This is a genomic window from Kitasatospora sp. NPDC051705, from assembly GCF_044453265.1.
Classification (GTDB): domain Bacteria; phylum Actinomycetota; class Actinomycetes; order Streptomycetales; family Streptomycetaceae; genus Kitasatospora.
On sequence record NZ_JBITCO010000017.1, the window covers coordinates 52,140 to 76,464 of the forward strand.

Below are 24,325 nucleotides of genomic sequence, written 5' to 3' on the forward strand. Positions count from 1 at the left end.
CCGTGCACACGCAGGACACCACGCCCCGGGACACCGCCGGGAGCGGTGCGGGCACCGCAGGACGGATCCCGGTCGGGATCGTCGGCGCCGGCACCATGGGCACCGCCGTCGCCCAGGTCTTCGCCTCGGCCGGGCACCCGGTGGTGGTGGTCGACCGCCACCGCCCCGCCCTCGACGCCGCCCCGGGCCGGCTGCGGGACGGCCTGCGGGCCGCGCGCCTGCTGGGCCGCCGACCGGCCGCCGACGAGGCCCGGCCCACGGCCGCGGAGACCGTCGGACTGGTCCGCTGGACGGACGAGTTCGGCCGCCTGGCGGAGGCCGGCTTCGTCGTGGAGTGCGCCTCCGAGCGGCTCTCCGTCAAGGAGCGGGTGCTCCGGGAGCTCGACGAGGTCTGCGCCCCCGAGACGGTCTTCGCCTCCTGCACCTCGGCCGTCCCGGTCCGCCGGCTCGCCTCCTACACCGACCGGCCCGACCGGGTGCTCGCCACCCACTTCATGAACCCCGCCTACCTCAAGGAGACCGTCGAGGTGGTGCGCGGCCCGGCGACCACCGCCCGGACGCTGGAGACCACCCTCGCCCTGCTCGCCGGGGTCGGCCGCCGCGCCCACGTGGTGCGCGACTCGCCGGGCTTCGTCTCCAACCGGGTGCTGATGCCGATGGTCAACGACGCGGCCGCCCGGGTGCAGGAGGGCGTGGCCGACGCGGAGACCGTCGACCTGATCTTCCAGGACTGCTTCGGCCACGCCATGGGGCCGCTGCGCACCGCGGACCTGATCGGGCTCGACACCATCGTGGACACCCTCGACGTCCTGCTGGAGACCACCGGGGACGAGCGCTACCGGCCCTGCGGGCTGCTGCTCGACCTGGTGCGCCGCGGTCACCTCGGCCGCAAGACCGGGCTGGGCTTCCACGCCTACGGGACGCGGCCGTGACCGCCGGGCGGCCGGCCGCCGACGTGCTCGACCTGATCCGGGAACGGTTCCGCACGGTGCCCGACCGGACGGCCGTGGTGGTCGGCGGGGAGTCCCTGACGTACCGGCGGCTCGACGTCGCGACCCGGGAGCTGGCCGCCCGGCTGGCCGCGGCCGGCGCCGCCCCCGGCGGGCTGGTGCTGGTCCACCGCCGTCAGGGGGTGCGGACCGTCGTCGGCATGCTGGCCGCCCTGCGGCTCGGCGCCGCCTGGTGCGTCCTGGAACCCGACCGGCCCGCCGCCGCGGTCCGCGCGCTGCTGCGCGACGGCGGCTGCGGCGTCCTGGTGCACGACGAGGCGGACCGGGCCACGGCCCCCGCCGCCGTCCGCGAGCTGGTGGCCGGCTGCGGCCGGCCGGTCGCCCTGGTGCCCGAGACCGGCCCCGCGCCGGCCGCCGGCCCGCTCCCGGACGCCGCCGCGCCCGCCTCCGCGCCCGCCTACGCCGTCACCACCTCCGGCACCACCGGCGAGCCCAAGGCCGTCCTGGTCTCCCGGGGCGCCCTCGCCGCGCTGGTCGCCTCCCGCGACGAGGACCCCGCCGCGACCACCTTCACCGCCTCCCGGCTCTCCTGGGACGGCCCGCTGCTGATGCTGCTCCACACGCTGTGCGGCGGCGGCACCGCGGTGCTGCCGGACGAGCGGGCCCTGCCCGACCCGGAGGCCTGCGCCGCCCTGGTGCGGCGCCACCGGGTCGAGGTGGCGGTCTGCCCGCCCTCCTTCCACCGGCTGATGCTGCCGTACCTGGCGGGCGCCGACAGCCACCTGCGCCGGTGGATCGTCGGCGGCGAGGCCCTGCCGGCCGCGCAGGCCGCCCGCCACCGCGCCGTCCTGCCGGGCACCGCACTGCGCAACGAGTACGGGGCCACCGAGACCACCGTGACGGTGGTCGCCCACGACGTCCCGCCCGCGCCGGCCGACCCCGTCCCGATCGGGCGCCCCACCGCCGGGGCCCGGATCCACCTGCTGGACGGGCGACTGGCGCCGGTGCCGCCCGGGCGGACCGGCGAACTGTACGTGGCCGGCCCGCAGGTCGCCGAGGGCTACGCCGGCCGGCCCGTCGACACCGCGCTGCGTTTCGTCCCGGACCCGTTCGCGCCCGCCCCCGGCGCCCGGATGTACCGCACCGGCGACCTCGCCGCGGTCGACGCCACCGGCGCCCTGGTCTTCCGCGGCCGGGCCGACGGGCAGCTCAAGGTGCGCGGGGTCCGGGTCGAGCGGGAGGAGGTGGAGGCGGCCCTGGCCCGCCACCCCGCCGTGCGGCAGGCCGCGGTGCTCGCCGTCGCCGACCCGGCGGGCGGCACCGCGCTGGCGGCCTTCTGGTCCCCGGTGGACCAGGCCGCGCCCGGCCCGGGGGCGGGGGAGCTGGTCGCGCACTGCGCGGCCCTGGTCGGCGGGCCGGCGGTGCCCGAGCGGTTCGTCCGGGTGGCGGCGTTCCCGCTGGCGCCGTCCGGAAAGACCGACCTGCGGGCGCTGCGCGCGCTGCTCCCGGCGGTACCGCAGGCCGGGGGCCCGGACGGCGGGGGCGTGGAGGGCGGGGGCGTGGACGGAGAGGCCCCGGTAGGCCAGGACCGGGGCACCGGTGCCGCCGTGGCGGTGGTGACCGGGTTCTGGGCGGACGTCCTCGGCCACCGCGACTTCGGGCCCCGGGACGACTTCTTCGCCGTCGGCGGCAACTCCCGGCGCGTGGTCGACCTGCACCTGCGGCTCGAGCGCACCTGGCCCGGCGCCGTCCGGGTCGGCCGGCTCTTCGACCTGCGCACCGTCGCCGACCAGGCCGCCGCCGTCGCCGCCACGGCCCCGCCGCCCGGCCCGCCGGAGCACCCGGGCCCCGGACCGGGCACCGCGTACGAGGTCTGACGGACGAACCGGCGAACGCGCACCGAGCCCGAGGAACGGGAGCAGAGACAGTGACCACCAGCCCCACGACGGCGCCCCGCGACACCGACATCGCGGTCGTCGGCATCGGCGCCCGCTTCCCCGACGCCGACGACCTGGCCGCCTTCCGCGCCAACCTCGCCGCCGGCCGGGACTCGGTGGGCGCCATGCCGGCCGCCCGGGCCGCCGCCACCGGACTCGACCCGGACGCCCACCGCCTCCCGATGGGCCACCTCGCCGACGTCCACACCTTCGACCACGCGTTCTTCGGCCTCTCCCGGCGCGAGGCCGCCCTGATGGACCCGCAGCACCGGATCGCCCTGGTCCTCGCCCACCGGGCCGTCGAGGACGCCGGCTACCCCGTGGACGCCCTGCGCGGGCACCCGGTGGCCGTGGTGCTCAGCGCCGCCGCGTCCGGCTACCGGGCCGCCGCCGCCGAACCCGGCCCGCTCGGCGCCCTCGGCAACGTCCCCTTCGCGCTGCCCGCCCGGATCGCCCACGTGCTCGGCTTCACCGGCCCCTGCTACGCCGTCGACACCGGCTGCAACGGCTCGCTCGTCGCCGTCCACCAGGCCTGCCGCGAACTGCGCGACGGCGAGGCCGCGTACGCGCTCGCCGGGGGCTTCAGCCTGCGCCCCGAGGGCCTGCCCGCCCCGCAGACCGAGGGGATGACCGAACTCGTCTCCCCGGGCGGGCGCTGCCGGGCCTTCGACGCCGACGCCGACGGCACGGTGAGCGGAGAGGGCGGCGCCGTCCTGCTGCTCACCACCCTCGGCCGGGCCCGTGCCGACGGCGCGCCCGTGCACGCCGTCCTCCGCGGCAGCGCCGTCCGGCACAACGGCCGGGCCGCCGCCACCATCAGCACCCCGAGCGCGCCCGCCCACGCGGCCGTCATCGGCGCCGCCTGGCGCGCCGCCGGCCTCGACCCGGCGCTGGCCGGCTACCTGGAGGCGCACGGCTCCGGCACCCGGCTCGGCGACGCCGTCGAACTGGAGGGCCTGGGGCAGGTGTTCGGCACCCGCGGCTTCGGCGGGCGGGGCCGGCGGCTGCCGATCGGCTCGGTCAAGACCAACATCGGCCACCTCGACCACGCCGCCGGGATCGCCGGCCTGGTCAAGGCCGTCCTCGCGGTCGGGCACGGCGAGCTCTACCCCTCGCTGCACTTCCGCCGGCCGGTGGACGCGGCGGCCCTCGACCCCGTCGAGGTGGTCACCGAACTGCGGCCCTGGGAAGGCGCGGAGCGGATCGCGGGCGTCAGCTCGTACAGCCTGGCCGGCATCAACGCCCACTGCGTCGTCCAGCGGCCGCCCGCGCCCGCGCCCGCCGCGCCGCGCCGGGCCGAAGGGCCGCGTCCGGCCCGGCTGGTCGCGGTCTCCGCCCGCAGCCGCCCCGCGCTGGCCGCGCTCTGCGCGGACCTCGGCGCCGCCCTGGCCGGACCGGCCGCCGGCGCCGACCTCGACGACGTCGCCCACACCCTCAACTCCGGGCGCGCCCACCACCGGTACCGGCTCGCCGTGGCGGCCCGGGACACCGCCGGACTGGCCCGCGCCCTCGCCGACCGGGCTCCGGGGCCGGGCGAGCCGGTCGCCGACGCCGCGCCCGGCGGCCGCGGCGGGCCGCCCGCCGTCTGTCTGCTGCTCTCCCCGGACGCCGCCCCCGTCGCCCCCGGCCCGGCGCCGCTGCCCGCGGACCTGCCCGCCACCGGCCGGGTGGAGGCCGAACTCCTGGCCGGTCAACTGGCCCTCCACCGCGCCCTGCTGGCCGCCGGCGTGCCGGTCGAGACGGTGCTCAGCAGCGGCGTGTCCCGCTACGCGGCCCGGCACCTGCTCGGCACCCTCACCGCCGCGGACACCCGGGAGCTCGCCGCCGGCGTCGAGGCCCCGCCGCCGGACCGGGACCGCCTGGTCGCGGCCGCCGAGCGGCTCACCGCCGCCGGACCGGTGGTGTTCGTCGACCCCGGCCCGGGCGGGGTGCTCGGCCGGCTGCTCGCCGAGCGGTTCGGTCCGCACGGGCAGGACGGCGCCCGGCTGGTGACCGTCCCCGCCGAGGCCGAGGCCGAGGCCGCGGCCGCGGGTGCGGGCACGGCCGCCGACGGATTCGAGGCCCTGCTCGGCCGGCTGTACGAGGCCGGCGTCGAGCTCGACTGGGCCGCGCTCGGCCCCGCCCCCGGTACGGCCCGCCGGCTGCGGCTGCCCGGGCACCCGCTGGCCGCCACCCCGTGCTGGCTCCGGCCGCCGGCCGCACCCGCCGCGCTCGTCCCGTCCGCTGCCGCCATCGCTGCCGCGCCCGCCATCGCTGCCGCGCCCGCCACCGCTGCCGCGCCCGCCACCGCCGTCGCGCCCGCCCCCGTCGAGCGGCCGGAGGACCCGCAGCCCTGGCTCGCCGGCGTGCTGGCCGAACTGCTGCACAGTGAGCAGCCGCTCGGCCCGGCCGACCACTACTTCGAGCTCGGCGGCAACTCGATCATCGCCCTGCAGCTCGCCGACCGCGTCGAGGCCCGCTTCGGCTTCCGCCCCAAGCTGCTCGACGTCTACGAGCACCCCGAGGTCGGCGCCCTCGCCGCGCTCATCCGGGCCAGGGCGGGCCGCCCGTCCGCCCCCGCCCTGCCCCCGGTCGTCCCGCGCGGCGCCGCGGTCACCTCCTTCGGCCAGGACCGGATCTGGTTCCACCACCAGCTCGACCCGGACACCACCCTCTACAACCTGCCGATGGTCAGCCGGATCAGCGGCCCGCTCGACGTCGACGCCGTCCGCGGCATGTGGCACGACCTGATGCTGCGCCACGAGGTGCTGCGGTCCAACTTCGTCGAGGAGGACGACCAGCCGGTGCTGCGCCTGCGGCCCGAGCCCGGGGACTTCTTCGCCTTCCGGGACGTCTCGGGCGAGCCGGATCCGCAGGCCGCCGCCCGGGAGCTGGTCCGGCGGGCCGCCGGGCACCGCTTCGACCTGGCCCACGACCCGCTGGTGCGGGTGCTCGTGGTCCGCACCGCCCCCGAGGAGCACGTGCTCCAGGTGACCATGCACCACGCCGTCAACGACGGCGCCTCCCCGCGGATCTTCGCCCGCGAGCTGCCCGAACTCCACGCCGCCCGCCGCGAGGGCCGCCCGCACCGCCTCGCGCCGCTGCCGGTCCAGTTCGCCGACTACGCCGCCTGGCAGCGGGACCTGGTGGCCGGCCCCGCCCTGGACGGCGAGCTCGCCTACTGGCGGGAGAAGCTGCGGGACGCCCCCGTGCTGCGGCTGCCCACCGACCACCCCCGCCCGGCCCGCAAGGACTACGCCGGGGACCTGGCCGTCTTCACCCTGGACGCCGAGCTGATGCGCGAGCTGCGCCGGCTCGCGGCCGAGCACTCCGCGACCCTCTTCGTGGTCCTGCTCGCCGGCCTCTACCTGCTGCTGGCCCGCCACAGCGAGCAGGACGACCTGGTCGTCGGCACCCCGACCACCGGGCGCAACCGGCCCGAACTGGAGGGCCTGATCGGCTTCTTCAACAGCACCGTGGCGCTGCGCGCCGACCTCTCCGGCGACCCGTCGGTGGCCGGCTTCCTGCGCCGGGTGCGCACCGTGGTGCTGGAGGCCCTGGAGCACCAGGAGATCCCGTTCGACAAGGTCGTCCAGGCCCTGACGGCGGAGCGCGACCCGGGCCGCAGCCCGCTGTTCGACGTCTTCTTCGTGCACCAGGAGCTGCCGCCGATCCAGCGGATCGAGGGCACCTCCACCGGGTACTTCGACACCGGGCACACCCGTGCCAACCTCTTCGGCGGCCTGCCCGGCGGCACCGCCAAGTTCGACCTCACGCTGATCACCTCCGACCGGGCCGGCGACGACGCGATGACCGCCTGCCTGGAGTTCAGCACCCAGCTGTTCACCGCCGCGACGGCGGCCGCGTTCGCCGCGGAGTACACCGCGCTGCTCGGCGAACTCGTCGCGGCCGACGGCACCGCGCCGCTCGCCGGGCTGTGGGCCCCGGCCCCGGGTGCCGCCCAGGCCCCCGGCGAACCGGCCCCCCGTGGACCGGTCCCCTCCGGACCCGTCCGGCTGGACGTCCCCACCGACCGCCCCCGCCCGGGCAGCCCCGTCGCCGCCGCACGCGCCGCCACCACCCCGGTCGACCAGCCGCTCCGGGAGGCGGTCGAGGCCTTCGGCACCGACCCCGAGCGGGTGCTGCGGGCCGGCTGGCTGGTGCTGCTCTCGTGGATCTCAGGAGAGGACGAGGTGGCGGTCGGCCTGCCCGGCGGCACCCTGCTGAGGGCCGACCTCTCCGACGAACCCGGCTTCGCCGCCCTGGTCGAGCGGACCGCCACCGCCGCGGTGGCCGCCCCCGGAGCCGAACCGACCGTCCGCTCCCGCGGCGACCGCGGCGACGGACGCGACAGCGGTGAGTTCGGAGGTTCGGACCAGGACGGCCCGGACCAGGACGGCCCGGACCAGGACGGCCCGGCCACCCAGGGCCCAGGGCCGGCCGAACTCGACCTGGCCTGGCGGTCCGGGCCGGGCGGCGGCCCGACCGCCCTGACCGTCCACTACGCCCCGGAGCTCTTCGACCCGTCGACCGCCGCCGGCTTCGCCACCGCCCTGCGCGAGCTGCTGCGCGGCCTGCTCGCCGAGCCAGACCGGCCCGTCCACGACGTGGCGGCCGAACACGCCGACCCGGAGCCGGGCCCGGCCCCGGTCGGCACCCGGCCGACCGCGGCCGCACCCCCGCAGACCGACGCCGCCCGGAGGGACGCCCGATGAGCAGCTCCACCCCCACCCCGCTCGACGCCGCCCCGCTCGACGCCGCCCGCCGGGCCGTCCTGCGGGACACCCCCGGCCTGGCCACCGACTGCGTGGCGCGCCTGGTCCGGTTCGAGGGCCGGATCGCACCCGACCGGCTGCGCCGCGCCGTGGCCCGGGCGCTGGCCGAACGCCCGGACCTGCGCGCCGCCCTGCGCACCGACCGCCCCGGCGCCCCGGGCGGGGCCGCGCTGTGCCTCCCGCCCGGCCCGGCCCGCCCGCTCGCGGTCGAACTGCTCGACCTCGACCCGGCGGACCTGGACGGCTGGACCGCCGCCGAACTCAGCCGCCCGCTCGACCTCGCCCGCGGGCCCCTGCTGCGCCACGTGCTGATCCGCCGTCCGGACGGCGGGCTGCTCTGGTTCCAGCGCCACCACCGGCTGCTCGACGACGACGGCGGGCTGGCCGCACTGGTCCGCCGGGCCGCCGAGCTGTACGCCGCGGACGGCGAGGCCGCCCCGCCCCCGGCCGGCGCCCGCCCGGCCGTCCCGGAGCCGGAGGGCGAGCGGCCCGCCGACCGGGCGCACTGGCGGCAGGCCCTGGCCGGGCTGGCCGCCCCCGAGCCCGCGGCCGGCGCCCGCCCGGCCGGGCCGGGCGCACCGCCCGTCGAGCTGCCCTGGCTGCCGGTGGCCGGCCCGGCCGCGCTGGCCCGGGCGGCCCGGGCCGGCGGCGCGGGGCCCGCGGCGGTGCTGCTGGCCGCCGCGGCCGTCCACACGCACCGGCTGACCGGCGCACGGGACCTGCTGCTCGGCCACTGGACGCCCGCGCCGGGCCCCGGCGGCCGCGGTCTGGTCGTCCCGGTGCGGCTCGCCGCCGCCCCCGAACTGTGCTTCACCGACGTCCTGCGGCAGGCCGGCCGGGCGCTGCGGGCGGCCCGCCGGCACGGCCACCGCCCCGACCTCGACCTGCCCTGGAGCCCGTCCTCCGGGTACGGCCTGGTCACCGGGCTCGCCGACGGCGCCGAGCGGGTGGCGTACGGTCCGGAGGCGGTGGCCGTGCTGGCACGGGCCTGGGGCGAGCCGCTGCCCGGCCTGGTGCTGCGCGCCGACCCCGCCCCCGGGCCGGCCGACCCGGACGGCGGGTGGCGGGTCGCCGCCGGCGGCCACGGCGCGGACCCGGCGGCGCACCGCCGGACGGTCCGGCTGCTGGCGCGGCTGGCGGAGCGGCCCGACGCGCCGCTGCACTCCTTCGACCTGGCCGGCGAGGAGGAGCTCGCCCTGCTGCGGAAGGTCAACGCCACCGACCGCGCGGTGCCCGCGGCCACCGTGCCGGCGGCGTTCGCCGCCCGGGCCGCGCGGACCCCGGCCGCCGTCGCGGTGCGCGGCGCGGGCACCGAGCTGGACTACGCGGGCCTGGACGCGTGCTCCGAGCGGATCGCCCGGCACCTGGCCGGACTCGGCATCGGCCGCGAGGACGTCGTCGCGGTGCTGCTGCCGCGCACCCCCGCGTTGGTCGCGGCCGTGCTGGGGGTGCTGAGGGCCGGCGCCGCCTACCTGCCGGTGGACCCGGCCCACCCGCGCGGCCGGGTGGCCTTCCTGCTCGCGGACGCCCGTCCGCGGGCGGTCCTGACCACCGCGGACCTGGCTCCCCTCCTGCCGGAGCCGGAGCCGGAATCGCAGCCGGGGGCGGAGCCGCGGCCGGGGGTGGCCGGCCCCGCCGTCGTCCTGCTCGACGAGGCCGGTGCGCCCACCGGGCCCGCGGCGGCGCAGGCCGACCCCGTCGGCCCGCTGCCCGGCAACGCGGCGTACGTCCTGTACACCTCCGGCTCGACCGGGACGCCCAAGGGCGTGGTGGTCACCCATCGTTCGGTGGCCAACCTCGCGGCCTGGGCGGTGGCGGAGCTCGGCCCCGAGGCCTTCTCCCGGGTGCTCGGCTCGACCCCGCTCTCCTTCGACCTGTCGGTCTTCGAGCTCCTGGTGCCGCTGTTCACCGGCGGCGGCGTCGACCTCGTCGACAGCCTGCTCTCGCTGCTGGAGCGCCCCGACTGGTCCGGGAGCCTGGTCAACACCGTGCCGTCGGTGTACCGGCAGGTCGCCGACGCGGAGTGGGTGCACGAGCGGGCCGCCGTCTACGTCTTCTGCGGGGAGGCGCTGCCCGCCGAGGTGGTCCGCCGGGTGCACGACCGCAACCCGCGGGCCCGGGTGCTCAACCTCTACGGGCCCACCGAGGCCGTGGTGTACGCGACGGCCGCGGCGTGCCCGCCCGGCGCCGAGGGCGAGCCGCCGATCGGCACCCCGATCGGCAACGTGCGCGCCCACGTCCTCGACCCGGTCCTGCGGCCCGCGCCCGTCGGCGCCACCGGTGAGCTCTACCTGGCCGGCGACCACCTGGCCCGCGGCTACGCCCACCGGCCCGGGGCCACCGCCGAGCGCTTCCTGCCCGATCCGTTCGGCCCGCCCGGCGCCCGGATGTACCGCACCGGGGACCTCGCCCGCTGGACCGCCGCCGGGCAGCTGGAGTTCCTCGGCCGCACCGACCAGCAGGTGAAGATCCGCGGCCACCGGATCGAACTCGGCGAGATCGAGGCCCGGTTGACGGCCATGCCGGGCGTCCGGCAGGCGGTGGTGGTCGCCACCGAGGACGGCGAGGGGGACCGCCGGACGACGGCCTTCCTGGTCGCCGGGGAGGGCGGCCCGGCCGACCCGCGGGCCGTCCGGGCGGCGCTCGGCGAGGAGCTGCCCGCAGCGGTGGTGCCGGCCGCGGTGGTCCTCCTGGACGCGCTGCCGACCAACGCCAACGGCAAGACCGACCGGCGGGCGCTCGCCGAGCTGGCCGCCGGGTCGATTGCCCCGTCCTCCGCCGACGTCCCGCCCCACGCAGACGCCCCGTCCTCCGCCGACGTCCCGCCCGCCGACGCCCCGCCCTCCGCCGACGCCCCGCCGGCGGACGCCGGCCCGGACCCGGCCGTCACGGAGCCGTCCGCAGCCGACCCGGTCGCCCCCGCGGCCGCCGCGGACCCTGCCGCGGCGACCCCGGCCCCCGACCCCGGGCAGCACCGCACCCGGCTGCTGCGCGAGCTGTTCGCCGGGGTCCTCGGCCTGCCCGAAGTCGGCCCGGACGACGGCTTCTTCGCCCTCGGCGGGGACAGCATCCGCTCCATCAAGCTGCTCCGCCGGGCCCGCCGGGCCGGCCTCGCCCTCGCGCCGGAGGACGTCTTCGCCCATCCCACCCCGGCCGGGCTCGCGGCGGTCGCCACCCCGGTCGACCCGGCCGGCCCAGCAGCCGGCCGCCCCGGCGGCGGTGAGCTGCTCCCGCTGGACGCCGCCGACCGCGCCTGGCTCGCGGAGCGGTTCCCGGGCCACCGGGAGGTGCTGCCGCTGACCCCGCTCCAGGAACGGCTGCTGTTCAGCGCGCACCACGGCCAGGACGGCGGCGACGCCTTCGTGATGCGGCTGTGGACGGACTTCGCGGGCCGGCTGGACGCGGCCGCGCTGCGCGGGGCCGTCGAGGCGCTCTGCCGCCGCCACCCGAACCTGATGGCCGGGTTCGTCCGGCTGCCCGGCGGGCGCCCGGTCCAGGTCGTCCCGGACCGCCCGGCGCCGTTCACCGAGCTGGACCTCACCGGCCTGAGCCCGGCCGAACGACTCGCCCGGACGGAGCAGGAGGCCGCCCGGGACCGGACCACCCGGTTCGACCCGGCCGACCCGCCGCTGATCCGCTTCACCCTGCTGCGCCTGGCGGCGGACCGGTCCCGGCTGGTCGTCGTCGCGCACCACACGCTCGTCGACGGCTGGTCCAACCAGCTGCTCCTGCCCGAACTGGCCGCGCTCTACCGGGAACGGGCCGTGCCGCCCGACCCGCTGCCGTCGGCCGACCCGGTGCCGCTGCCGGACCCGGTGCCGCTGCGCGACCACCTCGCCTGGCTGGCCGGCCGCGACCACGAGGCCGCCCGCCGGGCGTGGCGCGAGGCCCTGGCCGGGCCGCCCGAGCCCACCCTGCTGACCCCGCCCGGGCCGCCGCCCGCCACCGGGTGGTCGTCCCGCCGCTACCGCGACCTGGGCGAGCGGCGCACCGAGCGCCTCGGCGCCCTCGCGGCCGGACTCGGCGTCACCCTCAACACCGTGCTGCAGGCCGTCTGGGCCCTGCTGCTGGCCGAGCGGACCGGCCGCCCGGACGTGCTGTTCGGGACCATCGTCTCCGGCCGCTCGCCGGAGCTGCCGGGCTCGGAGTCCGTCCTGGGGTTCCTGATCGACACCCTGCCGCTGCGGGTCACCCTGCGGCCCGACGAGTCGCTCTCCGGGCTGCTGGAGCGGGTCCAGCGGGAGCAGGCCCGGCTGATCGCCCACCAGCACCTGGGCATCCCGGAGATCCAGCGGGCCACCGGCCTCGGCGAGCTCTTCGACACCGTCCTGGTGTACGAGAACTTCCCGCAGGCCGGCGACCAGCGCGACGCACTCCCGGGGGTGCGGATCACCGCCTCCGGCAGCGAGACGGCCACCCACTACCCGCTGACCCTGATGGCCATCCCGCGGGGCGGCGCGCTGGAGCTGGACGTCCTGCACCGGGAGGACGTCGTCGACGCCGCGGCCGCCGACGCCCTGCTCGCCCGGGTGCTGGACCTGTTGGACACCCTGGCGGCCGAACCGGACACCGCCGTCGGCGCGCTCGGCCTGGTCGACCCCTGGCCGTCGGCCGCCGCGCCCGCCGCGCTCCCGACGTCCGAGGCGCTCCCGGCGCCCGCCGCGCTCCCGTCCGCCGACGGCCCGCCCGCGGCGCTCCCGTCCCCTGACGGCCCGTCCGCCGCGGAGCCGCCCGCCGACGGCCTGGAGCCGATGCTGGCCCCGCTGCTGCCGCTGCGCTCGACCGGCACCGGCGCGCCGCTGTTCTGCGTGCACCCGGCCGCCGGGATCGGCTGGACGTACGCGGCGCTGCTCGGCCCGCTCGGCGACCGGCCGCTCTACGTCCTGCAGTCCCGGGGCCTCGACGGCCGGGGCCCGCTGCCGACCAGTGTCGAGGAGGTCGCCGCGGACTGCCTGCGGGAGATCCGCGCCGTCCGGCCGCAGGGGCCCTACCACCTGCTCGGCTGGTCCTTCGGCGGACTGGTCGCCCACGCCGTGGCCACCCGGCTGCAGGAGCAGGGCGCTGAGGTGGGCCTGCTCGCCCTCCTCGACAGCTACGTGCTCGCCGACCTGCCCGCGCGCACCGAGGCCGAGGTGCTCCTGGAGCAGGGGCAGGTCCGCAACGCCCTGCTGCGGCTGTCGGGCGTCGACCGGCCGGTCGACGCGCCCGCGCCGACGGCCGAGGAGTTCCTCGCCCTCGCGGCGGAGTCCGACTCGCCGCTCTCGGTCTTCTCCGAGCGCCGCCTGACCGCGCTCGCCGACGTCTACGACAACAACGTCCGGATCGGCCGGGCCTTCCGCCCCGGCCGCTTCCGCGGCGACCTGCTGCTCGTCGAGGCCGTCCCCGAGAGGAGCGGGCCCGTGCAGGAGCCGGAGACCTGGCGGCCCCACCTGGACGGCGGCCGGCTGCTGCGCCACCGCACCGACCACGCCCACCAGGACCTCGGCGGCCCGGCCGCCCTGGCCGACCTCGCCCCGGCGCTGCTCGCCCGCCTCGCCGACCCGCAGGAGCCGCAGGAGCCGTACGAGCCGCAGGAGCCGTACGAGCCGCACGAGCCGGGCGGGCCGCACGGCCCGGAGAGGAGCTGACGCATGTCGCCGCAGCGCTGGCCGCTGACCGCACCGCAGTCGGGCATCTGGTTCGGTCACCAGGCCGACCCCACCGGCCGGCGGTTCACCGCCGCCCAGTACGTCCGGATCCACGGCGCCGTCGACGAGGACGTCTTCGAACGCGCGCTGCACACCGTGCTGGCCGGCAGCGAGAGCCTGCGGGTGCGCTTCGAACCGACCGCCGAGGGCGCCGTCCAGGTCCTCGACGACACCGGGCACCCGCTGCACCGGCTGGACCTGCGCCACCACGCCGACCCGGCCGCCGCCGCCCGGGAGTTCGTCACCGCCGGGCTCGCCCACGCCTACGACCTGACCGCCGGCCCGCCCGCCGACCACTTCCTGCTGCGCACCGGCGAGGCGGAGTACCTCTGGTACGTCCGGATGCACCACATCCTGTGCGACGGGACGGGCTCGGCCGGGCTGATGCGCCGGGTGGCGGCCGAGTACACGGCGCTGCGCGCGGGCGGGCCCGGCTCCACCGGCCTCCACGACCCGCTGTCGGCGCTGCTGGACGACGACGCCGCCTACCGGGCCTCGGACCGGTTCCGCACCGACGCCGGGTTCTGGGCGGCCGAGCTGGCCGGGCTCGGCGACCCGCCCCGGCTGGCCGGCGGGCGCACCCGCCGCACCGGCGCCGGGCCGCAGCCGCCGGTCGCCGTCCGCACGGAGCTGTCCGCGCCGCGCTGGGCCGCCCTCCGGGAGCGGGCCGGCGCGGGCTGGACCACGCTGTTCCCGGCCGCGCTGGCGCTCGCCCTGCACGCCGACACCGGCGAGCGCACGGCCGTGCTCGGGCTCGGCGTCCGCGGCCGGGACGCCGCGCTGGCCCGCAAGGCCCTCGGCATGACCGCCAACGTCGTCCCGCTGCGGCTCGCCGTGGACCCGGCCGCCACCGCCGGGGAGCTGGTCGCGGCCACCGCGGACCGGGTCCGCGCGGCGCTGCGCCGCCAGCGCTACCGCTTCGAGGACATGCTCCGCGACACCGCCGCCGCCCGCGGTGACCGGCCGCTGGTCGGCCCCACCCTGAACCTGCTGCCGCTCGACCTCGGCCTGCGCTTCGACGGCGTCCCGGCCACCGTGCACGAGGTCTCGCCGGGCCTGCCGGAGGACTTCGCCCTCGGCGTCTACGACCACGGCGGGGACACCCTGCCGGTGTTCGCCGACGCCGTCGGCGACTACCCCGAGGAGACCGTCCGGGCCCACCTGGACCGGGTGCTCGACCTGGTGACGGCGCTGGCCGCGGCGCCCGAGGGGCTCCCCGTCGGCCGGCTGCGCACCGGCGACGGGCCCGGCCCCGCGCCGGTGCCGGTCCGCGGGGGCGCGGAGCCGGACACCCTGGTGTCGCTGTTCGAGGCGCAGGCCGCGGCCCGCCCGGACGCGCCCGCCGTGACGATGGGCGGCACCGTCCTGAGCTACCGCGAACTCGACCTGCGGGCCACCGGGTTGGCCCGCCGCCTGGCGGCCCGCGGGGTGCGCCGCGGCGACCTGGTCGGCGTCGCCCTGCACCGCTCGCCCGACCTGGTGGTCGCCCTGCTCGGCGTCCAGAAGGCCGGCGCCGGCTACCTGCCGCTGGACCCGGACTACCCGGCCGGGCGGCTGCGCGCCACCGTCGAGGACGCCGCGCCCCGGCTGGTGGTCACCGACGAGGCGGCCCGCGCCGCGCTGCCGGACGGCCTGCCGCTGCTCTCCCTCGACGCCGCGCCGGGGGAGCGTGACGACGCGGCGGCCCCCGCCGCGCCGGTGACGCCCGAGCGCCCCCGCCCGGACACCGTCGCGTACGTCATCCACACCTCCGGTTCCACCGGGGCGCCGAAGGGCGTCCTGGTCACCCACCGCAACGTCGTCCGGCTGTTCACCGCCACCGCCGACCGGTTCGGCTTCGGACCGGACGACACCTGGACGCTGTTCCACTCCTACGCCTTCGACTTCTCGGTCTGGGAACTGTGGGGCGCCCTGCTGCACGGCGGCCGACTGGTCGTCGTCCCCCGGGACACCGCCCGCTCGCCGGAGGACCTGCTGGCGCTGCTGGCCGCCGAGCGGGTCACCGTGCTCAACCAGACCCCCTCCGCGTTCACCCAGCTGGCCGCCGCCGACGCGGCCCGCCCCGGCACCCCGCTGGCCCTGCGCCACGTGGTCTTCGGCGGTGAGCAGCTCGAACCCTGGCGGCTCGCCGACTGGTACCTGCGCCACCCCCAGGACGCGCCCCGGCTGGTCAACATGTACGGCATCACCGAGACCACGGTGCACGTCACCGCGGGCGACCTCGACGCCGCCGCCACCGCCTCCGGCGCCGCCACCATCGGCCACCCGCTGCCCGACCTCGCCGTCCGCCTGCTGGACGCCGCGCTGCGCCCGGTGCCCGACGGACTGCCCGGCGAGCTGTACGTGGCCGGCCCCGGCCTGGCCCGCGGCTACCTCGGCCGCCCGGGGCTGACCGCGGCCCGCTTCGTCGCCGACCCCTTCGGCCCGCCCGGCGCCCTGATGTACCGCAGCGGGGACCGCGCGCGCCGCCGCCCCGACGGCGAACTGGAGCACCTCGGCCGCACCGACCGGCAGGTCAAGGTGCGCGGCTACCGGATCGAGCCCGGCGAGGTCGAGGCCGCGCTGACCGCACTGCCCGGCATCACCGGCGCCGCCGTGCTGGCCGTCGAACGCGAGCCCGGCCGGAGGAGCCTGACGGCCTACCTGCTCGGCGACCGGCAGGCCGTCCGGGCCGCCGCCGCCGACGCGCACCGGGTGCTCCCGGAGCACCTGGTGCCCGCCGCCTTCCATGCCGTCGACGCCTTCCCGCTGACCGCCAACGGCAAGCTCGACGAGCACCGGCTGCGCGCGCTGGCCGGCGCCCCGGCGCTCGGCGGCCGGGCGCCGCACGGGGAGCGGGAGCACCTGTTGCACCGGCTGTTCGGCGAGGTCCTCGGCGTCGCCGGGTTCGGTGCGGACGAGAGCTTCTTCGCGCTGGGCGGCGACTCGCTGGCCGCCAACCGGCTGGTCGTCCGCGCCCGCGCCGAACTCGCCGGGGCCATCGGCATCCGGGACGTCTTCGCGGCGCCCACGGTGGCCGCCCTGGCGGCCCGGACCGGCGCCCGCCACGAGGCTCCGGTGCCCGCCCCGCCGCGCCCGGGGGCCGGCCCCCGGCCGGAGTCCGTCCCGCTCTCGCACGCCCAGCGCGGGCTCTGGGTCCTGCACCGGCTCGGCGGGCAGGGCTCCACCTACCACGTCCCGCTGGCCACCCGGCTGACCGGCCCGCTCGACCCGCGGGCGCTGCGGGCCGCCGCGGCCGACGTCCAGCGGCGGCACGAGAGCCTGCGGACCGTCTTCCCGGCCGTCGACGGCACACCCCGCCAGGTGGTGCTGACCGACCCGCCCGTGCCGTTCACCGTCCGGCACCCCGGACCGGCCGGGCTGGCGGCGGCGGTGGACGAGGAACTGCACCGCCCCTTCGACCTCGCGCACCAGCCGCCCTGGCGGCTGGCCGTCCTCACCACCGGGCCCGGCACCCACCTGCTGCTGGTCGTGCTGCACCACATCGCCGCCGACGAGCAGTCGCTGCGCCCGCTGACCCGGGACCTCGCCGCCGGCTACGCGGCGCGGTGCCGCGGCCGGGCCCCCGAGTGGCCCGAACCGCCGCTCCAGTACGCCGACTTCACGCTGTGGCAGGGCCGAGCCCTGGGGGCGCCGGACGACCCGGACAGCCCGCTGTCGGCCGAACTCGCCCACTGGCGCGCGGCGCTGCAGGGCGCGCCGGAGCGCACCGCGCTGCCGGCCGACCACCGGCCGGCGGGCGGCACGGCCCTGCGCGGGGCCGCCACCGGCTTCCGCTGGAACGCCGAACTGGTCAATGCTGCGAGGGAGTTGGCGGCGCAGCGCGGCGCCACCCTGTTCATGGTGTTGCACGCCGCCGTCGCCTGCCTGCTCACCCGCTCCGGCGCGGGCACCGACCTGGTGCTCGGGACGGTCACCGCGGGCCGCGCCGATCCGGCGCTGGACGAGGTGGTCGGCCACTTCGCCCAGTCGCTGGCGCTGCGCACCGACCTGTCGGGCCGGCCGGGCTTCGCCGAGGTGGTCGACCGGGTCCGGCAGGCCGACCTCACCGCCTTCGCCCACGACACGGCGCCCTTCGACCGGGTCGTGGACGCGCTCGCGCCGGGCCGCGAACTCGGCCGCCACCCGCTGTTCCAGGTGATGGTCACCCTGCACGCCGGCCGCCCGCCGGCCCTCGCGCTGCCCGGCCTGACCGCCGAGCCGTACGAACTCCACCGGGTGATGGCCAAGTTCCCGCTGCTCTTCGACTTCACCGAGCAGCCGGACGGCACCCTGGACGGCACCCTGGAGTACAGCACCGACCACTTCCGCCCGCGGACGGCCGAACGCCTCGCGGGGGTGCTCGGCCGGCTGCTCGCCGCGGCCCTGGCCGACCCGACGGCCCCGGTGGACACGCTCGCCCCGGTGGACACGCCTGCCCTGGCGGACGGCCCGGACCGGCCGGACGCCGTGGCCCTGCCCGCCGTCCCGGCGCCTGCGGCCGGCCCCGGCCCCGGCGCCGACCCCGCCGCCGGGCCGGCCGAGGACCAGCTGCGGACCCTGTTCGGCACCGTGCTCGGCCGAGCCCGGCCCGGGCCGTCGGAGGGCTTCTTCCGGCTCGGCGGCGACAGCATCCTGGCGATCCGACTGGCCACCCGGGCCCGGGCCGCCGGGCTGCCGATCACGCCCAAGGACGTGTTCACCCACCAGACCCCGCGCGCCCTCGCCGCCCTGGCCGGAGCCCCGGCCCCCGCCCCGGTGCCACGGCCGGCCGCCCCGGCCGAACCGGGCGCCGTGCTGCCGGCCACCCCGATCGCGCACTGGCTGGCCTCCCGCGGCGGCCCGATCGAGGGCTCCGCCCAGTCGGTGCTGGTCGAGCTGCCGCCCGGGGCCACCGAGAACACCCTGCGCGCCGCCCTGCAACAGCTCGTCGACCACCACGACGCCCTGCGGACGCGGCTCACCGGAGGCCCCGGCGAGCCGCTGGACTTCGAGGTCCGCCCGGTGGGCGGCGTCCCGGCGGGCCCGCTGCTGCACCGGGTCGACCTGGCCCGCGAGGGCCTGGCGGACGCCGGCCCGCTGCTCGGGCCCGGTGGGGAGCCGGTGCCGGCGCTGGCGGCGCTGGTCGAGGAGCAGCGGCGCGACGCCCGCCGCCGGCTCGACCCCCGCCGGGGCGAGCTGCTCCGGGCCGTCCGGTTCGACGGCCCGGCCGGCGGACTGCTGCTGATGGTCGTCCACCACCTCGCCGTCGACGGCGTCTCCTGGCGGATCCTGCTCGACGACCTCGCCCTCGCCCACGAGGCCGCCGCGGCCGGCCGCCAGGCCGAGCTCGCCGCCGTCCCGGTGACGGCGGCCCAGTGGGCCCGCGCCCTGCGGTCGGCCGCGGCCGACCCGGCGGTGGCCGGCGACCACGCCCACTGGCACCGCCTGCTGACCACCGGCACCGGCGGCCTCGGCACCCGACCGCTGGACCGGGCCCGGGACACCGCGGCCCGCGCCGAGTCCCTGCGCACCACGCTGCCGAGCGGCCCGACCGCGGCCCTGCTGACGGAGCTGCCGGAGCGGCTCGGTGCCGCCGTCCCGGAGATCCTGCTCGGGGCGCTCGCCCTGGCCCTGGACGGCTGGCCCGCCCGCACCGGCGACGGACCGCTCCTGGTCGACGTCGAGGGCCACGGGCGCGATCCGGAACCGGCCCCCCTGGACGGCCTGGACCTCTCCCGGACGCTCGGCTGGTTCACGGTGATCCACCCCGTCCTGCTGGACGCCGGTGCCGCTTCCGCCGAACCCGCCGCCGACGAGGCCGCCGGTGCCGGGTCCGCCGAACCCGCCGCCGACGAGGCCGCCGGTGCCGCCGAGGCCCGTGCCGTCACCGCCGCCCGGGACGCGCTGCGGGCCACCCCGCACCGCGGCCTGACGTACGGTCTGCTCCGGCAGGCCGGCCGGCTGCCCGAGCGCACGGCGCCGATCGCCTTCAACTACCTGGGCCGGTTCGACACCGACCGGCGCGGGCCCTGGCGGCCGCTGCCCGGCACCCTGCGGGGCGAGGCCGACCCGGCCCTCGCGCTCTCGCACGTCCTCGCGGTGGACGCCTTCGTGGAGGCGGGCCCGGACGGGTCGCGGCTGCGGGTCGAGTGGGCCTGGCCGGCGGGCGTGCTGGACGCCGCCGCCGTGGGCGGCCTCGCGGCCCGCTGGGAGCGCGCGCTGACCGCCCTGACCACCACCGTCGCGGCGGCCCCCGTCGAAGCCGTCCCCGCCGCACTCGCCGGCGGTCCCGCTCGCGAGCCCGCCGCGGCCGCGGCCGCCCCCCCGCCCCCCCCCCCCCCCCCCCCCCCCCCCCCGGCCCCCCCGGGGGCGGGCCCGCCCCCGCCCCCCCCCCCCCGGCGCCCCCCCCCCCGGGGCGCCGGGCGCCCGCCGCCCGGGGGGCCGCCGCCCCGCCCGCCACCGCCGCGGACGCCGAGGCCCTGCCCGCCACCCCGCTGCAGAGCGGCCTGCTCTTCCACTCCCGCTACGCCGTCCGCGACGGCCGCCCCGACCCGTACCTCGTCCAGCTCGCCCTCGACCTCACCGGGCCGCTCGACCCGCAGCGGCTGCGCGAGGCCGCCCACCGGCTGCTCCGCCGGCACCCGCACCTCGCCGCCGCCTTCACCGCCGACGGGGACGGCCCACCGCGGCAGGTCGTGCCCGCCGCCCCGGCGCCGCCGCCCTGGCGCACCCTGGACCTCACCGGGCGGCCGGCGGGGGAGCGGGCCGAGGCGGCCCGGCGGCACGCGGCGGAGGACCTGCGGCCGTTCACGCCGGACGCACCGCCGCCGGGGCCCGCCCTGGTCCGCTTCACGCTGCTCCGGCTGGCGGCCGACCGCTGGCGGCTGGTCTTCACCCACCACCACCTGCTGCTGGACGGCTGGTCGGTGCCGATCGTGCTGGGCGAGCTGTTCACCCTGCACCAGGGCGGTGAGCTGCCCCCGCCGCCCGCCTACCGCGGCTACCTCGACTGGCTGGCCGCCCGCGACACGGTGGCGGCCCGGGCCGCCTGGCGCACCGCCCTGGCCGGCGCCGAACCCACCCGGGTCGGTCGCGCCGGGGCGGCGGACCCGGCCGGAGCCCCGTCCACGACCGTCTTCACCCTCGCCCCGGAGCTGGCCGCCGGGCTGCGGGCGCGGGCCGCCGACTGGGAGGTCACCCTCGGCTCCCTGGTCTCGACGGCCTGGGCCCTCGTGCTGTCCCACCTCACCGGCCGGGACGACGTCCTCTTCGGCACCACCGTCGCCCAGCGCCCGGCCGAACTGCCCGGCGCGGAGCGGCTGGTCGGCCTGCTGATCAACACCGTCCCGGTGCGGGCCAGGCTGCACCCCGGCGAGCCGCTGCCCGGGCTCGCCGCCCGGCTCCAGCGCGAGCGCACCGCGCTGCTGGACCACGAGCACCTGGGGCTCGCCGAGATCGAGGAGGCGGTCGGGGCCGGCCGGCTGTTCGACAGCTCGCTGGTCTTCGAGAACTACCCGCTGGACGAGGAGGGGGCCCGCGAGCCCGCGCCGGGACTGCGGATCGACCGGGTCGAGCCGTCCGACGGCACCCACTACCCGCTGTCGCTGGTGGTGCTCCCGCGCCGGGGCGGCCTCGACGTCCGGCTCCAGCTGCGCCCCGCCGAACTGGACGGGCACATCGACGCGGACCGGGTCCGGGGCCTGTTCACCGCCGCCTGCGCCGTCCTGGCCGGCCCGGGGGCCGGGGCGCTCACCGCCGGCCGGGTCGACCTGCTGTCGCCGGTGCAGCGGGCCGGCCTGCGGGCCTGGGGCACCGGCCCGGCGGCCGCCGCCGAACCGCCGTCGATCGGTGCGCGGTTCGAGCGGCTGGCGGCCGAGCACCCGGACCGGGTGGCCCTGCGGTACGGCGGCGCCGCCGGTGCGCCCGGCACCACCACGTACGGCGCGCTCAACGCCGCGGCCAACCGCCTGGCCCACCACCTGGCCGGGCTCGGCGTCCGGGCCGGGACGCGGGTCGCCCTGCGGGTGCCGCGCTCCCCGGAGGTGCCGGTGGCGGTGCTGGCGCTGGCCAAGCTCGGCGCGGTCTGCGTCCCGCTGCACCAGGGGTTCCCGGCCGCCCGGGCGCGCGAGCTCGCCGCCGGGGCGGGCACCGCGCTCCTGCTGGACGCCGACGGGCTGGCGCGGGCCCGCAGCTCCGGCGCGAGCACCGCGAACCCCGGGACGACGGTGCCGCCGGACGCCGTAGCCCAGCTGCTGCACACCTCGGGCTCGACCGGTCTGCCGAAGGGCGTCGCCGTCACCCACCGCGCCGTCCTGGCGCTGGCCGACGACCCGCTCTGGCACGGGCCGGACCACGACCGGGTGCTGTTCCACTCGCCGCACGCCTGGGACGCCGTGGTCTACGAGCTGTTCGCACCGCTGCTGACCGGCCGCCAGGTCGTGGTGGCCCCGGCCGGCGAGCTGGCCCCGGCGGACTACGCGCGAGTGGTCGAGCAGGGCGGCGTCACCGCGGCCTGGCTCACCGCCGGCCTGTTCGACCTGCTCACCGAGCAGATCCCGGCCGCCCTCGCCCGGCTGCGGCTGATCTGCACCGGCGGCGACGTCGTCCCCCCGGCGGCGCTCGCCCGGGCCCGCCGGGCCGCCCCCGGTCAGCGGCTGCTCGACCTGTACGGCCCGGTGGAGAGCACCACCTTCGCGCTGGGCCACGAGCTCCCGCCCGGCCCGGTCCGCGAGGACCAGGCCGTCCCCGTCGGGCGCCCGCTCGCCGGGACGCGGGTGCTGCTGCTGGACAACGCCCTGCGCACCGTGCCGCCCGGCGTCCCCGGCGAGGTCTACCTGGCCGGGGCGGGCCTGGCCGAGGGCTACCACGGCGCGCCGGCGCGCACCGCCGAACGCTTCGTCGCGGACCCGTACGGCCCGCCGGGCGGCCGGCTGTACCGCACCGGCGACCTCGGCCGCTGGGACGCCGCCGGCCTGCTGCACTTCCTCGGGCGCGCCGACCGGCAGCTGAAGATCAACGGTTTCCGGATCGAACCGGGCGAGATCGAGGCCGCGCTGTGCGCCGAGCCCGGGATCACCGCCGCCCGGGTGGTGCCGCACGGCAGCGGTCCGGCCGGGCGCTCCCTGGTCGGCTACCTGGTCGCCGACCGGCCGGTGGCCGTCGCCGAGCTGCGCCGCCGGCTCGCCGACCGGCTGCCGCGCCACCTGGTGCCGGCCGTGCTGGTCCCGGTGGAGAGGCTGCCGCTGGACCCGAACGGCAAGGTCGACGCGGCCGCGCTCCCGGCGCCGCCGCGCCCGGCCGCAGAGCCGGCCCGCACGCCCCGCCGGGAGGTCCTGGCGGCCCTGTTCGCGGAGGTGCTGGACGCCCCGGCCGTCGCCGCGGAGGACGACTTCTTCGCCCTCGGCGGCAACTCGATCGTCGCGATGCGGCTGACCGGCCGGATCCGGGCCGTCCTCGGCGTCGACCTGCCGCTGCGCGAGCTGTTCGACGCGCCCACGGTGGCCGCGCTGGACCGCCGGCTCGACCGGGCCGCCCGCCCGGCCGCCGCCGCACCGGGCCCGCCCGATCCGGCGGACCGGCCCGCCCGGCTGCCGCTCGCCCCCGCCCAACTGCGGCTGTGGACGGCCGGCTACCTGGGCGAGCACCGCCCGGACCACCTCACCGCGCTGGCCCTCGACCTCACCGGGGAGCTGGACGCCGCCGCGCTGACGGCCGCGCTCGGCGACGTGGTGGCCCGGCACGAGGCGCTGCGCACCGTCCTGCCGTACGGCCCGGACGGCCCGGAGCAGCGCGTCCTCGACCCGGCGCAGGCCCCGGCCGCGCCGCAGCGCGAGGACGTCCCGCCCGAGCTGCTGGACGAGCGGATCGCCGCCGGACTCGACCGCGGCTTCGACCTGTTGACGGAGCCGCCGCTGCGCACCGCACTGCTGCGCAGCGGCCCGGACCGGCACACCCTGCTGCTGGTGCTGCACCACGCGGCGGTGGACGGGCACGGCCTCCGACCGTTGCTGGCCGACCTGCGGTCCGCCTACCGGGCCCGGGCGGGCGGCCGGGCCCCGGCGTGGCCGGCCCCGGCCGTCCAGTTCGCGGACTGCGCCCTGTGGCTGCGCGGGCGGCTCGGCGAGGAGTCCCGGCCGGACGGTCCGGCCGCCCGCCAGGAGGCCCACTGGCGGGCCGAGTTGGCGGCCCTGCCGCCGTGGCGGGGGCTGCCGGAGGCGACCGGGGTGCCGGGCGCCGCGCCGGGTGAGGCCGGCACCGTGCGGTTCGCCCTCGACGCGGCGGCGCACCGGCGGCTGGCCGCGGCCGCCCGGGCCTGCTCGGCCGGCACCGGGATGCTGTTGCAGGCGGCGTTCGCCGCCGCGCTGGGCGACCTGGGCGCCGGTCGCGACCTGGCGCTCGGCGTGCCGCTGGCCGGCCGGGACGACGAGGCGCTGGACGGCGTGGTCGGCTGCCTGGTGAACACCGTGGTGCTGCGGGTCGACCTGTCCGGCGCCCCGGACGCCCGCACCCTGGTCGGCCGGGTGCGGGAACGGCTGCTGGCCGCGCACGCCAACCAGGACCTGCCGTTCGACCGGGTGGTGGAGCTGCTCAACCCGCCCCGGGAGGCCGGCCGCCAGCCGCTGTTCGGGGTGGCGCTCTCCCATCTGGTGCGGCCCGCCCCGACCGGTGCGGACGTGCGCTGGACGGACGCCCTGACGGCCGTCGAGCGGCCCGTCCCGGCCACCCGCACCGCCGTCGACCTGCTGCTCCAGCTGGTGGAGCGGCGTGCCGCGGACGGCTCGCCGGACGGGCTGGAGTGCACCCTGGTGCACGCGCTGGAGCGCTGCGACGGCCCGTCCGCCGGTCGGGTGGCGGCCGCCTTCCGGCGGCGGGTCGCCGCGTTCTGCGACGCGTTGAACGGCCCCGACGCGTCGAACGGCCCCGACGAGCCGCGCCGCCCCGACGAGCCCCGCGGCCCCGACGAGCCGCGCCGCCCCGGCCGGTCGGGCGACGCCGCCGGTCCGCGAGTTTCCCACCACCACTGAGACGAGGTCCCG

General features: G+C 79.4%; 5 protein-coding genes and 1 pseudogene. All 6 read left to right on the plus strand.

Annotation, left to right across the window (positions count from 1 at the left end; genetic code table 11):
• Positions 1–2: 2 nt before the first annotated feature.
• The 6 genes and pseudogenes from ACIA8Q_RS21755 to ACIA8Q_RS21780 all read left to right on the plus strand — a co-directional run bounded on the left by ACIA8Q_RS21755 (position 3) and on the right by ACIA8Q_RS21780 (position 24,313).
• Entirely contained in the window at positions 3–932 is a 930-nt protein-coding gene (locus ACIA8Q_RS21755) for a 3-hydroxyacyl-CoA dehydrogenase family protein (RefSeq protein WP_396317564.1), read from the plus strand.
• Positions 929–2,827 (plus strand): non-ribosomal peptide synthetase, encoded by a 1,899-nt coding sequence (locus ACIA8Q_RS21760; protein WP_360214100.1) that lies wholly within the window; start codon positions 929–931, stop codon positions 2,825–2,827. The genes ACIA8Q_RS21755 and ACIA8Q_RS21760 overlap by 4 nt, the downstream gene beginning before the upstream one ends.
• Before the next feature lie 50 nt (positions 2,828–2,877).
• The gene (locus ACIA8Q_RS21765) at positions 2,878–7,581 is read left to right on the plus strand and encodes a condensation domain-containing protein (protein ID WP_360214102.1); all 4,704 of its coding nucleotides are present in this window, start codon (positions 2,878–2,880) and stop codon (positions 7,579–7,581) included.
• Entirely contained in the window at positions 7,578–13,268 is a 5,691-nt protein-coding gene (locus ACIA8Q_RS21770; protein ID WP_396317565.1) for an amino acid adenylation domain-containing protein, read from the plus strand. The genes ACIA8Q_RS21765 and ACIA8Q_RS21770 overlap by 4 nt, the downstream gene beginning before the upstream one ends.
• Before the next feature lie 3 nt (positions 13,269–13,271).
• Positions 13,272–19,250 (plus strand): annotated as a pseudogene (locus ACIA8Q_RS21775) (amino acid adenylation domain-containing protein); the annotation flags it as partial.
• A 188-nt stretch (positions 19,251–19,438) separates the two neighbouring features.
• The gene (locus tag ACIA8Q_RS21780) at positions 19,439–24,313 is read left to right on the plus strand and encodes an amino acid adenylation domain-containing protein (RefSeq protein ID WP_396317566.1); all 4,875 of its coding nucleotides are present in this window, start codon (positions 19,439–19,441) and stop codon (positions 24,311–24,313) included.
• Positions 24,314–24,325 lie beyond the last annotated feature (12 nt).

Coding starts and splice junctions, on each gene's coding strand:
- ACIA8Q_RS21770 (WP_396317565.1), top strand. CDS start 7,578: ATGAGCAGCTCCACCCCCACCCCGCTCGACGCCGCCCCGCTCGACGCC.